This window comes from uncultured Ferrimonas sp., assembly GCF_947489035.1.
Lineage (GTDB): Bacteria > Pseudomonadota > Gammaproteobacteria > Enterobacterales > Shewanellaceae > Ferrimonas.
This window is the reverse complement of sequence record NZ_CANLCI010000025.1, coordinates 1-13,239: the sequence shown is the minus strand read 5'-3', so window position 1 is coordinate 13,239 and position 13,239 is coordinate 1. Positions and strand designations below refer to the sequence as shown.

10 protein-coding genes are annotated in these 13,239 nt (G+C 53.6%); 6 read left to right on the top strand and 4 right to left on the bottom strand.

Going from position 1 to position 13,239, the window contains the following annotated elements; translation table 11 throughout:
- Positions 1–22 precede the first annotated feature (22 nt).
- Together Q0796_RS13930 and Q0796_RS13925 are read right to left on the bottom strand one after the other, a co-directional pair.
- Positions 23–541 carry a hypothetical protein gene (locus Q0796_RS13930; RefSeq protein ID WP_298444259.1) on the bottom strand — a complete coding sequence of 173 codons (519 nt, stop codon included), beginning with the start codon at positions 539–541 and terminating at the stop codon, positions 23–25.
- The gene (locus tag Q0796_RS13925) at positions 534–1,301 is read right to left on the bottom strand and encodes a winged helix-turn-helix domain-containing protein (protein ID WP_298444257.1); all 768 of its coding nucleotides are present in this window, start codon (positions 1,299–1,301) and stop codon (positions 534–536) included. The genes Q0796_RS13930 and Q0796_RS13925 overlap by 8 nt, the downstream gene beginning before the upstream one ends.
- Positions 1,302–1,715: 414 nt before the next feature.
- Between Q0796_RS13925 and Q0796_RS13920 the strand changes: the two genes are divergently transcribed.
- The 3 genes from Q0796_RS13920 (at position 1,716) to Q0796_RS13910 (ending at position 5,018) form a co-directional block, all read left to right on the top strand.
- Positions 1,716–2,546 carry a cytochrome C gene (locus Q0796_RS13920; RefSeq protein ID WP_298444255.1) on the top strand — a complete coding sequence of 277 codons (831 nt, stop codon included), beginning with the start codon at positions 1,716–1,718 and terminating at the stop codon, positions 2,544–2,546.
- Between the two features lie 15 nt (positions 2,547–2,561).
- Positions 2,562–3,071, top strand: coding sequence for a hypothetical protein (locus Q0796_RS13915; protein ID WP_298444253.1), 510 nt, complete (start codon positions 2,562–2,564; stop codon positions 3,069–3,071).
- 411 nt (positions 3,072–3,482) lie between these two features.
- Positions 3,483–5,018 carry a DUF4145 domain-containing protein gene (locus Q0796_RS13910; RefSeq protein ID WP_298444252.1) on the top strand — a complete coding sequence of 512 codons (1,536 nt, stop codon included), beginning with the start codon at positions 3,483–3,485 and terminating at the stop codon, positions 5,016–5,018.
- Here Q0796_RS13910 and Q0796_RS13905 read toward each other — a convergent pair.
- Entirely contained in the window at positions 5,015–5,239 is a 225-nt protein-coding gene (locus Q0796_RS13905; RefSeq protein WP_298444250.1) for a hypothetical protein, read from the bottom strand. The two genes, Q0796_RS13910 and Q0796_RS13905, sit on opposite strands and share 4 nt — an antisense overlap.
- A 177-nt stretch (positions 5,240–5,416) precedes the next feature.
- On the opposite strand from Q0796_RS13905, the gene Q0796_RS13900 reads away from it, so the two are divergent.
- A complete protein-coding gene (locus Q0796_RS13900; protein WP_298444248.1) occupies positions 5,417–7,174 on the top strand; it encodes an aryl-sulfate sulfotransferase in 1,758 nt (585 codons plus the stop codon).
- A gap of 70 nt (positions 7,175–7,244) precedes the next feature.
- Here Q0796_RS13900 and Q0796_RS13895 read toward each other — a convergent pair whose 3' ends face one another.
- The gene (locus Q0796_RS13895; protein WP_298444246.1) at positions 7,245–8,267 is read right to left on the bottom strand and encodes an alpha/beta hydrolase; all 1,023 of its coding nucleotides are present in this window, start codon (positions 8,265–8,267) and stop codon (positions 7,245–7,247) included.
- Positions 8,268–8,532: 265 nt separating this feature from the next.
- Between Q0796_RS13895 and Q0796_RS13890 the strand changes: the two genes are divergently transcribed.
- Together Q0796_RS13890 and Q0796_RS13885 are read left to right on the top strand one after the other, a co-directional pair.
- The gene (locus Q0796_RS13890) at positions 8,533–8,688 is read left to right on the top strand and encodes a hypothetical protein (RefSeq protein ID WP_298444243.1); all 156 of its coding nucleotides are present in this window, start codon (positions 8,533–8,535) and stop codon (positions 8,686–8,688) included.
- Between the two features lie 1,159 nt (positions 8,689–9,847).
- Entirely contained in the window at positions 9,848–11,077 is a 1,230-nt protein-coding gene (locus tag Q0796_RS13885) for a site-specific integrase (RefSeq protein ID WP_298444241.1), read from the top strand.
- Positions 11,078–13,239 lie beyond the last annotated feature (2,162 nt).

Here is a 13,239-nt window from a genome sequence, read left to right as displayed (position 1 = left end):
GCGCATCCGCCCCACTGCCCTCTTAAAACTGCACGTTACTGGCCATCGAGCAGCTGCACACCGCATTGGCGGGGGTAAAGTACACCGCCGCATAGCTTTTCTGTTCGTCCACTTCCAGCAAGGTGATGCTGAGATTGTGGCTGCCTTGCTCGGAGATCCGCATGCCACTGGTGTAGGCCAGATACTTTAGGTGCTCTGGCGGTGGCAGCGATTCATCCTCAAGCTTCACTTTGCGCTTATCAATGGCGATGCGGTACACCTGCGGCTCGCCGCCACTGGACAGCACCTTGCCGGTCATGGCGATGTGGCCAACGGGTTCGCCGGCACGGGTAAAGTAGCGGTAGTAGATGCGGGCGTCGGGCTGCAGCACAAAATCGGCCTGCATGTAGTATTTGTCGCTGAGGGCATCGCGGTTGTCGTACAGCTCGTTGCGGCAACTGAGGATCCGATTTACCGGCTCCGGTTGCAGCCAGCGCAGTGCCGCGCCGGTGGCCAGCAACAGCAGCATCAGGCTTGCTGCAATCCATTGAGTTTTAGTCACAAAGATTGGCCTCTTTGATCCACCGGTTGCTGAGAAAATCGGTATTGATGCGAAAATCGCTGATCTTAATGTTGCGCAGCTGCACCGAATTGAGCAGATCGGCAATCAGGGTGATGTTCAGCATCATGCCATCGTGAGACAGCGCCATGTAAGCGCGATCCCAGCGGCTGCTGAGGCAGCGTTCTAAGGTGGTGGCTAAGCGTTGTCGATTGCTGGCCAGCAGTTGGCTATTGGCCAGTGAGTTCGCCATCGAATAGATGGTGATGGCATCGCCATTGGCGGTGTGGATCTGGCTTATCTGTTGCTGGGCGTTGCTGTGGCTGGGGTTGATGGCCCAACGCTGCAGCGTTGGCCAGGCCAGCACAACGGCCAGCAGCGCCGCCAGTGTCAGCCCCGCCCATGGCTGCCAAGAACCGCTGCGGATCGGCAGCAGCGGATCGGCGTGGTTGGATTGTGGCAAGGGCGCCAAACAGTAGCCTTGGCCGGTCACCGTTTGCAGCAACTGGTGGCTGTCGGTGCCGATGTAGTGGCGCAGGGTAAAGATCCCTTTCACAACCGCGGAATTGCTGAAGGCCAGTTGCTGCTGTTGATCCAGCCGCAACTGCTGTTTGCTCAGCACCTGCCCCCGCTGCTGTACCAAGTGCCGTAACAGTTGCTGTTCAACCCGTGGCAGATGCCACGGTTTGGCTTTATCCGGATGGCGAAGCTCGCCGCGTTCTAGATCGTAACGGCAGCAGCCGATTGCGTGAAGTTGTCCCATGCTGGCAGTCGCTAAATTGGCGGTGGCGCTGATGGTAAACCCTCACCTAGGCAAAAAACGTGAGGGATCCGATGAGGCCGATTCATTCATTAGCAAAAAGCAATATAGCCAATCAAGATGCACCGCAAAGGGATCAGACTGTGAGTGCGGTCACTTTTGGTAATTGCCATTACTTCTGTGTGGATTTTAGTAATTGGTGATTACCTTCAGGATTTGCTGTTTTGCTGGAGGATCGCACTGCCTGATTGAGTTGGAGCTGTTTGACCGCAGGATTGAGCCGCATGAGCCTGGCTTTGGGTTGATGGCGGCATTACTTCGGTGGGAATCACGTAATTACGGCATCGGCCGCCGTACTGTGAATGGCAAGTGGCGTTGGCCACTCCATTAGATAACAACCCAGTGCAGGTGAGCATTATGAGCATCAATCGTCGTCAAGCCTTAGGCCAGATCATCAAACTAACTGGCGCAGCCGCAGCCGGTAGCATGACCGTAAACAGCAGCGTATTTGCGGCCGATGCCGCCCCCGTCGCCCCGTGGGATGGCACCGCGTTAGAGTATGTGCAGTTGGATCCTGCCGCCGTTGCCCGTAAGGCATTCTTGGCTGGCAAAGGCTGCATGAATGAAGTGTTCTCTTCGATTGTGGAGTCACTGGCCGAAACCGCCGGTAACGATCAACAGCAGTGGGCCAACATCCCAACCGCGATGGCGCGTTATGGCTGGGCGGGGATCTTGGGGGAAGGCACCACCTGCGGCAACATCAACGCCACCGGCATGTTCTTAAACATGGTTAAGGTGCCCGGCTTCAATGGCGACAAAGCGGTCTCCACTTCGTTAATGAGCAAAATTGGCAATTACTACGAGCAAACGCCGCTGCCAAACAACGACGAAGCCTTCCTGAAGGCGGCGCTGGGCGACGATTACAGCGACACCTGGTTTGCCGAGAACGTGGGCGAGCAAACCGTGGCGGAATCGATGCTGTGTCACGCCTCGCTAACCACTTGGGCCAAGCACAACGGCAAAGTGATGAGCGAAAAAGGCCCCCGCTGTACTTTGCTGTCGGCCTCAATCGCTTACTTTATTGTGCAAACCCTGAACCAGGCGCTGGCCGGTGAACTGGATCCGGATACCTTGCCGCAAGCCACCAGCAATACCGCCACTTGCCAAAGCTGTCACAGCACCAGCTTCCGTCCTGCCATGGTGAAAACCAACATGGAATGTGACACCTGCCACGGCTCACACTTTTAAGGTAAGGAGCAGATCATGAAAGCATGGAAAGTGGCGCTGGTTGCGCTAAGTGTGGCCTTAGCGGGCTGTAACGACGATGACAACGACAACAGTACGCCGCCTCCGCCGCCAGAGCCGCCAGTTGAAACTTCGGTGCCTGCCGATGAAGCAACGTCGATGGCCGTTACGGTAACGGCGGTGGATGCCACAACAGGGGCGATCAGCTTTACTTTAGCCACGGCAGACGCCAAGCCCATCGCCAAGCTGGTGAACATCAGCGTGCAGTACATGGGCTACCCTGCGGCCGATTGGCAAGCGCCGCGCAGCGAAAGCAACTTTAAGCTGCGCTGGCACCAATCTCACCAGATCAGCTGTGATCTTGACGGGTGTGACGGCGCCTTGGTGGAAGTTCAGCCCGGCAGCTACACCTTTACCCCAGATCAATACGACTGGAATAACGACGTAGCCAACTACAAGTACAGCATGGCGTTAGCCGGTGCTCTGGCTCAAACCAGCGTGGATCTTACGGCCATCGCCACCCAGTAATCGCGGTGCCATTGCAGGGAGCCCAGATTTAATGCCGATCGTTTTAGCCAATTGAACGATCCTGACCGGGCGTCATCATCGGCCGCAACCTCAGTTGCGGCCGATTTTTTATGTCTGAGTGTTGTCACGGGCAACCGATGAGCGTGTTTAGCAAACGCATTCCGCTTGATTGAGTTAGGCAAGCTTGGCACCCGATGGGGCGCGTACCGTTAAGAATACGTCGCTGACCATCAGCATTTGCTCGGCTTTTTTTGGTTAATGCCGCGCCATGGAACCGCCGAGTGCGTGGGGCGCTTTAGTGGGCAACATGGTTAAAAAATACCACCGTAACCAAGGCGGTATTTTGCTGCTCAAGCTCGTACAATGGGGCGACATCACCCGCGCCGCTACTGCCAAAATCAGAGACTGAGTTTGAAACTGACCACCAACTTCGAATTTATCGCCCGCGCCTTTGCGCCGCTGTATCACACCGCCAGCCTAAGCGAGCATTACTACCATCTGGATCGCAATGGTTGCGTCGCCAAGTTGCGGATGTTCGCCGAGCAGTGCGTGTCGTTGTTGATGGCGCATTATCAGTGCACGCCAACCGAGCACGATGAAAACCTGAATGAGCGGTTGAATCGACTCAGTTTTGAAACCACGGTGCCAACCTTTTTAGTGGAGCTGCTGCACCAACTGCGCAGCGCCGGTAACTTTGCTGTGCACGCGCAAACCGATGGCAGTTATCGCAGCAGCCCCATCGCCAAAAATCAGGCTCGGGAGCACCTAAAAGCCGCGCATGAATTGGCGGAGTACCTGTACGTAACCGTGGCGGGCGGCAGCGGCAGCGACATTGCGCCGTGGCAAGAGCCGCGGGATCCCGGTGAAAGCTACCTGTACCAGTTGGCGTTTGATGGCGACGCCGAGGCCTGTTACGCCTTGGCCGAGCAGATGAACACCAAGCTGCAATTGGCCTTTGCCCCGAAGCTGGGGCAGCGCAGCCAGCAAGAGTTGAAAAACCAACAGCAGCTGCTGGATGACACCGAATATTGGCTGCGTAAATCGATCCGCCAAGATCATTGGCCATCGCAGCTGCTGGCGGCGCGGATCTGCTCGGGGTTGCTGAACAGCCCGGAAGATCCAGCCCGCGCGCAAACCCTTTTTGAACAAGCACAGCGCAGCCAAGAAGCCTTGGTTACCTTTCATTACGCCGAGTTTGTGCGCCACCATGAAAGCGGCACCAAGTGGCTGAAGCTGATGCACCGAGCCGCGGCGGGAGGCTTGGTGGTGGCGATCCACGCGCTGCTGAAACACTACGCCGAAGTGAACGACGGCGACGCCTATCAAGAGTGTGTTGAGCTGGGCATGGCGCAAAACGACGGATTGTCGTTTGCGTTGCAGCTGTTGATGTTGGATCCAGAGCAAGATCATAAACAGGGGCGCAGCTTGATGATCCGCGGCCGAGCCACCGGCGATAAACCGATGGCCTTTGCCCGAGGCTTCTGCTTGTATGCGGGGCTGTATGGCTACAGCCAAGATCAGGCCGAAGGCTATCAGCTGATGCGCGATAACTACCTTGAGATCCCAGCCACCCGCCACTTTAACCCCGCCTATTCCACCTTTGTGTTTGGCAGCGGCATCGAGCCAGACAGCGCCCAGCGGTTGCCAATGGCAGAGCAAGCGGTGAAAGACAGCATCGGCAGCGACCGTGAAGGCGAAGTGGCCTTTGAAACGGCGCTGTTTTTGATGAAGCACATTAACGACAAAGGCAGCTACAAAGGCAATTTGGTGCCTAAGGTGTTGCTCAATCGTGCCTGCGAATTGAAGCACATCGCCGCGATCGACTTTGTTCGCTCCAGCGAAGGCAAGTCGCAGCTGTCGGGGATGATCAGCGTCGGGCGTCCCAAAGTGGATCGCAAGAAAAGCGCAGCCAAACGCAAAGCGGCCAAGAAAGCCCGCAAACGTTAATTGCTGCCCGCCTGTTGGTCGGCCAGCAGCTGCCGCCGGCTCTGGGTTAACGCTTGGCTGATGGCGCTGATCAATAAGCGGATCTTTTTATGCACGTAATCCCGAGAACGATACACCGCATACAGGTTGCGGCTGCCAACATCGACTCTTACGTAGCCCCCAATCCCGCCACAAAGGCGGGATTTTTTTGTCTTAACGGCGCTGGCTATGATCGCCTTCACCGCAAACAGCGGCAAAGTTTGGCAGGATCTTACCCAGCGCAGCGGTCGGGTTGTGGTTCAGTTCAAACTTTGGCGTGGTGCTGCTCACACTCATTGAACTGTTGGCCATTGGCGCAGACTGATGACGTGACCGCAGCTCGCTGCTGCCGCCCTGTATTTACCGGAAAGAGATGACCCATGTTGAAAAAATCGATCCTTGCTACGTCCCTGCTCTTGGTGGCGATGTCTGCCAGTGCCGGAAAGTTTAATGCCATTAAGCCACCGCCAGCGCAGGGGCAGTTGGGTTCGGTGGTGGTTAATCCATATGGCTACGCGCCGCAAACCGCGGTGGTGGACTTAGGCGGCTATCGCATTGATGGCGCAAAGGTAACGGTGCACGGCAAGGGCGAGCAGGGCGTTGCCATTCGCTACGACGTATCCAAGCGTTCGATCATGGATCATAACGGCGTGCCGATCTTTGGCCTGTACGCCGATTTTGATAACACCGTTACCTTGGAGTACGTCAAAAACGGCATCGAAGTGATCGAGGATTACTCAATCTATACGCTGGCTCAGCGCGGTGGCGCGGTGGTGAACGGGGTGAAAGCCAACTGGCCAGAAGTGGCGGTAACCACCGTGGCCGACGGCTTTGAAGATCGGCTGTATATGATGAACTACCTGCTGCCGGTGGCGGGTTCCTACGATGTGCAGTGGAAAGGCGGCATGGGCGCGGGCGATTGGGATCGGCACACCTTTACCTACGTGGTGGATACCCAAGGGGAAACTCGCTGGGTGCTGGACACCAGTAAGATCCACGACGCCAAGCAGCTGGATAAGCGCGGCATCATCATGGGGGTGCACCAGATGGACAATGGCGACATTGTGTTTGGTCAGGGCAACTACATCTACCGCTTCGACATGTTCGGCAAAAAGGTGTTTGAGTGGCGCTTGCCGCGGGGCTACCAAGATTTCTCGCACGACATGAAGGCGATGCCCAATGGCCACTACCTTGTGCGTGCCGCCAAAACCAATTACCTGCGTGACGATGGCAAGCGGGTGCACACCGTGCGCGATCAGATTGTCGAGCTGGATCAGTTTGGCCGCTTGGTGGAGGCGTGGGATCTCAACACCATTTTGGATCCCCTGCGCGACGATATGCTAAAAGCACTGAACGCCGGAGCGGTATGCTTAAACATCGATAAAGACAAACTGGGCCAAGCCACCAAGATTGAGCCCGATGCCCCCTTTGCCGACATTCCTGGCGTGGGCGCGGGTCGTAACTGGGCACATGTGAACTCGATTGATTACGATGCCGCAGACGACAGCATCATTTTATCGCTGCGCCACCAAGGCAACATCAAGATTGGCCGCGATAAGCAGGTGAAGTGGATCTTGTCGCCTGCGGCGGGCTGGCAGGGCGAGCTGGCCAGCAAGTTGCTGCAGCCGGTAGACAGCCAAGGCCAAGCGTTAACCTGCACCAGCAACGGCGAATGCAACGGCGATTTCGATTTCACCTACACCCAGCACACCACGTGGCTGAACGGCAAAGACTACGGCAACCCAGCCGTGAAAGGGATCACCTCGTTTGATAACGGCGATGGCCGCCATCTGCGCCAGCCCTTCTTCCGCCAAGATAAATACTCCCGTGGGGTGGAATACAAGGTGAACGAAGCGGACATGACCGTGGAGCAAACCTGGCAATACGGCAAAGAGCGCGGCTACAACTGGTATTCGGTTGTAACCTCAAACATGCGTTATCGCAGCGACAAAGACACCATGGAGCTGTTTTCGGCCAACATCAACATGGGCACCAAGGGCAAGCGTTCTGGCGGGATACTGAGTGAAATCGATTACCGCAGCAAAGAGGTTAAGGTTGAGATGGCGTTTACCTGGCTGATGCCGCGCAACGCCGCCTATCGGGCGATGGCGATTGACGTGAACAAACTGGGGCAGTAGCCGCCGTTAACCCGAAGTTAGCCTAGATCCGAAGCCGCCCCCACGGGGGCGGCTTTTTTGTGGGCCAAGGTTACAACTGTTGCTGCAATTGCGTGGCAATTTGGCGGTTGGCTTGGGCCGCAGCGTCAATGGCGCCGGCCATGGCGGTAAAGCCGTGGGCAAGGCTGTCCATCTGCAACTGCACCACCGAGACACCGGCCTGAGCCAATTGCTGGCCATAGGCGATCCCCTGATCCCGCAGTGGATCAAAGCCTGCGGTCACCACAATCGCTGGAGCCAGCTCGGCCAGATCGGTGCTGTTCATCGGCGCGACGGTTTCATCGCTCAAATCGGTGTGATCGCCCAAAAAGTGCTGATGGAACCAGATCATCTCGTTCATGGTCAGTGGGTAGCAATCCTGACAGCTTTGCCATGATTGGCCGTAGCCTTCGCTGTTGGTGCCCGGGTACACCAGCAGCTGCACTTTGGGCTGCGGTTGTTGCAGTCGCTTTAAGCGTTGGCACAGCAGCGCACTCATGGCACCACCGGCGCTGTCGCCCGCCACGGCGATCCGCTGCGGATCGACGCCTTGGCGCTGGGCATTGCGGCTGAGCCAAGTAAAGGCAGCAAAGGCATCGTCGTGCGCGGCCGGAAACGGATGCTCTGGGGCTTTACGGTACTGCAGCGAATACACCTTGGCGTTGCAGATCTTGGCCAAGGTGATGCAGAAGTCGTGGTTGGTGTCTAAATCGCCCACCACAAAGCCACCCATATGAAAGTACAAAATGGCGGGGGCATCGGCAGGCAGGTTGCGGGGCTGATACACCCGCAGCAACAGCGGCGACTGCGGCCCAGCAATGCACAGCTGATGGTGGCTGATCTGTGGATTCGGGCGAGACGCCATCATCGCCACGCCTTGGCGCACCGCAGTGCGGGCATGATCCAAACTTAATTGGTCTAAGCGCGGCTTCGATTGCGCCAATTTACTCAGCAGCTGCATCTGCAGATCCATAATGCGGCCATCAATTTGCAGCGGCGGCTGCCCCAGTACTAACTGTTGTATGGATTTGGGGGACGCAAGCAAACCGCGGACGATCCATTTCTCGATGTTCATGACACTCCCTGTGTTGACGATATTTGTTCAATATCTTGCCGTTAGCGACTGTAGTCAAATCGAGGTGGATCCCGCATCGTGCTAAAAACGTGATCCTTGACAGATGAAATAGGATGAAGCAGGGGCAAAGAATAATGTGATGTTTCACAATTCAAGCTGTTAACAGAGTGTAAAAGTTGGCTGAAAAATAACATCGGCACTTGAGTTGTGGTGTGCTTTGGGTCACATTAGCCGCCGCAGTGTGACCCTAGCTAAGAAGATGTGAATGACCAAGCGAGCCCAACAACAGTTTCAGCAACAACGCCAAAGCTTGCAGGCGCGCAGCCAGCGTTGCGAACGCCCGTGCAGCTGGCGCACCAGCGACTGTGTGGCCATTGGGGTAATGAGCATGGCGATGGCCTCGGTGTTCTACTTTATTTGATCCTCAGGCGCTCATTCTACCTACGCGCAAGGCGCCGATTGCGCGCCAACGGATAGCCGTTATGCATCCCGCTTCACCCTTTCCAGCAGCCACCTTGGCGCTCTCAGCCTCTCAGCCCTTAGGCACGCAAACACTGACTCCTGTTGCCGTTGATTGCTTCCCGATTTACGTGCCGATGCCCCTGCCATCCCGTTGCGATTAACCATCACGCGGCGTTGTACGCCGAAGGCGCTGCTGGCGGCGGCAGCCAAAAAACGGCCATAAAAAAGGGCTGTGTACCAATTAGCTGTTGAACTTATTGTGCATGACGAGCTGCGGCATAAAGGTCATTGCCGGGACCGCCCGGCGGCGGGCAAGGGACTCGTCCCTTTGCAATCCCGAGCGCCTCCGAGGTGACGACTGCCCCTCGTTTTCGCAGCATTGCGTTGCAGCAACGGCCAGATGCGCCATCCATGGCTTAACTGGCCTCTGCGGCATCCTGCCTTCGGCTTTACTTCATCACTGCTGCACTCGGCGTCACCAAGTCGGCAGAAAGCTATCACCGCCAGATGATGACTTAGCCGTGACAGATACGCCGCACCGGCTTTACTGCCGCATCACAGCGTTGAGCGGTGTACTGCAAAATGAGGTTGAGCAACAGGATGTTGCGAGTGCATCGCTAAGCCATGGATGGCGCATCGATGCCGTGCCGAATGGCGCAGTGCAAGGAGCGAAAGTTGAGCTGTGCTAAGGCAATGGGATCCCAAAGGGAGAATCCCTTTGGGTGCCGTCGCCACTGCGACATAACCACTTGAAAGCAGTGCCATCGAAGCTCGCCGCAGGCGACAATAGCTACTGCGCAGCAACGCCAACAGTTAACTAATACACAGCCTAAAAAAGCCCCCAGCTCATAGAGCTGGGGGCTAAAAGTTAGAATCTAATAAGGCAGATGCCTTGTTAGTTCATGCCGTATGAACCAATATTATGATATTGAGGGCGGAGTTGGCGTTTTGTTTTTTTAGTTAAGTGGCTGTATTGGCTGTAACTAATATCTATTTTGGTTTCTTTTTATCTCATTGGGTTAAAACTGATTTTAATCTATTTTGGGTGTTTTTCTGGGTTGAGATAAGCCAAATGCGCTGCTATCTTGTTTAATAAATGGACAGGGTAAAGGCGTGAGATGGGAGTAACTGAAACTAAGCTCAAGAAGTTGAATGGAACTGTTCACGATCGGAAGGTCATTAAGATCAGTGATCGGGATGGGCTATACATCTTCCATCTTGCTAGCGGGAAATTGACCTTTACCTTCCGCTATCAATGGAATGGAAAGTCTCGCGACTTACGAATAGGTGGGTACCCCGCATTGTCTCTCACTCAAGCCCGTGAGAAGGCGCTTGAATTTAGAAAAATGCTCGCTTTAGGTCAGGAGCCTTCAATCCAGCAGCGATTACAAAAAAATGCCGTTGTTGAAGCTGTAACGGTTCAGCAGGCGTTAGAGCACTGGCTTCAAGGCTATGCTCTGAATAATCGAACCAATCATGATAAACACCGAGCGCAGTTTATTCGTCACATCTATCCCAGAATTGGCGATCTACCACTTGAGCAAGTTGATACACATCAGTGGGTTGCGGTGTTTGATGCGATTTCTAGTGGTACCTACTATAAGCCTGCCCCCAAAGCGTCGGGGTACATACTGATGAACTGTAAACAGGCGTTGAAGTATTGCCGAGTGCGCCAGTTTGCGGCCTCTCGCGCTTTGGATGACCTTAATATTGCAGATATTGGTGAAGGCCAAGATAAAGGGGATCGGGTTCTGTCTCGCGATGAACTGATGGATCTATTGGGGTGGTGCGGTGAACGGGTGAAAAAAGCATATTATCGGAATTTGGTTTATCTACTTGTTCATTTTGGCTGTCGTACTGGTGAGTTACGCCTATCCAAAGTTGGCGAGTGGGATCTTGATAGCATGATTTGGACTATTCCAAAGCAGCACTCTAAATCAAACGTTGAAATAAAAAGGCCCATTCCAGAGGCGTTGAAGAACTTTCTTTCGAATCTAATCAATGCTTCTGAAAATGGCTATCTGTTGGGGGATTTGAAGCAATCTGAGGCTGTTTCCCAGTACGGGAGGTTGATTTATAGGTCACTTGATCACGATAAGTGGACGCTTCACGATCTAAGAAGAACATTTGCAACAGCTTTGGGAGATCTGAGGGTGGAGCCCTATATCGTGGAGCAATTGCTGGGGCACTCATTGGGCGGAGTGTTAGCGATCTATAACCGCTCTCATCACATCAAGGCAAAACGGCAGGCAATGGACGTTTGGACTCAGTGGTTAACTGACTCTTTTAAGACACTCGATCCTAGCGGACAACCAAAGGAGCATGTTTGCGATGCCCTCTGGCATTGATGTCGGAAGAACTCATCGTTTTAGCTCCTATGAACGGGGCATATTTCTGTGGCGCGCAAAACTAACAACTGGATGTAACATTTCAGTCGGCTATCGAAATGAATTTAGAGCTATGACGGCGTCAAAGCTTCAAAGGTTAGGCTTTGCGTTGATTTTTGATGCTGTCGCTCGTTGGGCACCAAGCTACGATGTGGCTAACATAGCTTTGTATCCTACAATCTTCACTCCTGTAATGTAGTGGTGACTTTGCTTAAATCGGAGGGTAACAGGAGGGAGTTCCTTCCCAAGCTTGGTTCTATGAGTGGCTTGCTCGTTGCCAGATGTTCACGTCAACTAAGCCCAAAATCCGATTCGGATCTTCATGTCAATTAAGCCCAAATCGGCCTGTCGGATCTTCATGTCAATTAAGCCAATTCGGCCTGTCGGATCTTCATGCCAATTAAGCCCAAATCGGCCTGTCGGATCTTCATGTCAATTAAGCCCAAATCGGCCTGTCGGATCTTCATGTCAATTAAGCCCAAATCGGCCTGTCAGATCTTCATGTCAATTAAGCCAATTCGGCCTGTCGGATCTTCATGTCAATTAAGCCCAAATCGGCCTGTCGGATCTTCATGTCAATTAAGCCAATTTGGCCTGTCGGATCTTCATGTCAATTAAGCCAATTTGGCCTGTCGGATCTTCATGTCAATTAAGCCCAAATCGGCCTGTCGGATCTTCATGTCAATTAAGCCCAAAACGGCAGCTGAGACCCACGCCTCATCAATTGGCCACGTCGTATGGGGTGGTTACTCGAATAGCGTGCACAGCCTCTCAGGTGCCGTATAGAGCCATTCGCTTTGCTGTAAACGCTTAAGCTCATATCGTGCCTTGTGCCCGTACACAGTGTTCTTGCTGGTTAATGATTTTGTGGGAGTGTTTTCGGTAAGCCCGCTATATTCCATGTTTATTTAGGCCGATTCCGACCTCTACACGCATTGGCCGTTACTTTGTTATGTTGCAATACTGGTTGTAAACCCAGCCCTCTGAGACTCACGCAATCTGAATGCGTCCGTACACATGATTGTGTGACTGGCTGTGCCTTCTCCGTTATTGGGTTGGTTAGAATCAGAGCTTTAAGCTGGTGTTTCGTGGACAAAATACGGTGTAATTTGCCCTTTTAGGGGCTGGGGCACCATCCAAACACCAAAATCTTAGACGCAGACCCCTAAAAACCCTTTAATTACAGAAAGTTCATGAACTGCATCGAGCGTGTTTTCGTGTCAATTAAGGAATTTGCACGCCGATTTCGTCGTGCTTGAATGAGGGCGATTTTAGCGCCTCTGAACGGTCACAATAACGACTTGGATCGGGTGTTTTATGCCCGTTTTGGGAGGGTATTTGCCCTTTTTGGGGTTTGGGCACCATCCAAACACCAAAATCTTAGACGCAGCCCCCTAAAAACCCTTTAATTACAGAAAGTTCATGAACTGCATCGGGCGCATTTTCGTGTCAATTAAGGAATTTTTGCGCCGATTTCGTCGTGCTCGAACGGGGGCGATTTTAGCGCTTCAGAACGGTCATAATCGCGGCTTGGATCGGGTGTTTTATACCCGTTTGGGGAGGGAATTTGCCCTTTTTGGGGTTTGGGCACCATCCAAACACCAAAATCTTAGACGCAGATCCCTAAAAACCCTTTAATTACAGAAAGTTCATGAACTGCATCGGGCGCATTTTCGTGTCAATTAAGGACTTTTTACCCCGATTTCACCGTGCTCGAACGGGGGCGATTTTAGCGCCTCAGAACGGTCATAATAGCGGCTGCGATCGGGTGTTTTATGCCCGTTTTGGGAGGGGATTTGTCCTTTTTGGGTTTTGGGCACCATCCAAACACCAAAATCTTAGACGCAGACCCCTAAAAACCCTTTAATTACAGAAAGTTCATGAACTGCATCGGGCATATTTTTGTGTCAATTAAGGAATTTGAACGCCGATTTCGCCATGCTCGAACGGGGGGGATTTTAGCGCCTCAGAACGGTCATAATAGCGGCTTGGAACGGGTGTTTTATGCCCGCTTGGGGAGGGGATTTGACCTTTTGGGATTTTGGGCACCATCCAAACACCAAAATCTTAGACGCAGACCCCTAAAAACCCTTTAATTACAGAAAGTTCATGAACTGCATCGG

What these genes read in the sequence shown, in the direction of transcription:
- Q0796_RS13920 (WP_298444255.1), top strand. Translation starts at nt 1,716, where the DNA reads ATGAGCATCAATCGTCGTCAAGCCTTAGGCCAGATCATCAAACTAACT.
- Q0796_RS13925 (WP_298444257.1), bottom strand. Translation starts at nt 1,301, where the DNA reads ATGGGACAACTTCACGCAATCGGCTGCTGCCGTTACGATCTAGAACGC.
- Q0796_RS13885 (WP_298444241.1), top strand. Translation starts at nt 9,848, where the DNA reads ATGGGAGTAACTGAAACTAAGCTCAAGAAGTTGAATGGAACTGTTCAC.
- Q0796_RS13900 (WP_298444248.1), top strand. Translation starts at nt 5,417, where the DNA reads ATGTTGAAAAAATCGATCCTTGCTACGTCCCTGCTCTTGGTGGCGATG.
- Q0796_RS13895 (WP_298444246.1), bottom strand. Translation starts at nt 8,267, where the DNA reads ATGAACATCGAGAAATGGATCGTCCGCGGTTTGCTTGCGTCCCCCAAA.
- Q0796_RS13890 (WP_298444243.1), top strand. Translation starts at nt 8,533, where the DNA reads ATGACCAAGCGAGCCCAACAACAGTTTCAGCAACAACGCCAAAGCTTG.
- Q0796_RS13915 (WP_298444253.1), top strand. Translation starts at nt 2,562, where the DNA reads ATGAAAGCATGGAAAGTGGCGCTGGTTGCGCTAAGTGTGGCCTTAGCG.